Source organism: Amycolatopsis thailandensis (assembly GCF_002234405.1).
GTDB classification, from domain to species: Bacteria; Actinomycetota; Actinomycetes; order Mycobacteriales; family Pseudonocardiaceae; genus Amycolatopsis; species Amycolatopsis thailandensis.
Genome location: NZ_NMQT01000367.1, coordinates 1 through 782, shown reverse-complemented (window position 1 = coordinate 782; position 782 = coordinate 1). Strand labels below are relative to the sequence as shown.

At 68.8% G+C, this 782-nt stretch carries 1 pseudogene; it reads right to left on the bottom strand.

Annotated features, from left to right (window positions below):
- Positions 1 to 138: 138 nt before the first annotated feature.
- Positions 139 to 782: pseudogene (locus tag CFP71_RS42930) on the bottom strand (MoxR family ATPase); the annotation flags it as partial.

The following is a 782-nucleotide window of genomic DNA, read 5'->3' as shown; positions in this document are numbered from 1 at the left end:
AGCCACACCATGTCCGCGACGTCGGTCCAGTTCAGGTCCTCGAATTCGAGTCTCCCGGCCCGCTGGGGAAAACCGGTCCTCGGCCGCTCCGCCACCGGGGTGGAACGCGAGTCGGAGGCACCGCCCGGCCCGTCCATGTCACCGCACCGTCAGTCGTTGCCACAGTGCGTCCACCAGCCGCGGCCAGGCCTCCTGATCCGGCCGGTACGCGCCCGACGTCGCGAGGTAGACGGCGTCGAGCAACCGGTCGGTCGGGAGCCCGCCTTCCGCCTTGCTCCGTTCGGCGAATTCGCGGATCAGCTCGTCCCGGTGTTCGCCGTGCTCGCCGACCAGATGACTGGCCACGATCGCGGCGAGCTGGTCCTCGTCCGGGTTCTCGATCCGCAATTGCAGGCAGCGGCGGAGGAAGGCCGGCGGGAACTCCCGCTCCCCGTTGCTGGTCATGATCACGATCGGGAAGGCGTGGCAACCGATCCGGCCGTCACGGACGACGGCGGTGCGCTCCGGATCGGCGGTGTGCACGGTGACCTCGGGATGCCGGTTGCGCACCCGGGCCAGCTCCTCGATCGAGAATTCGCCGTCCTCGAAGATCGACAGCAGATCGTTGGGCAGATCAGCCTCGGATTTGTCCAGTTCGTCGATCAACAGCACCCGCGGCAACCTGACGGGCAAGAAAGCGGTGCCCAGCGGACCGAGCCGGACGAAATCACCGACCGGCGGTTCCTCGGCCTCACCACCGAGCTGGGCCTGACTCGTGGCCGCGGCCTGGACCCGGCCGATCG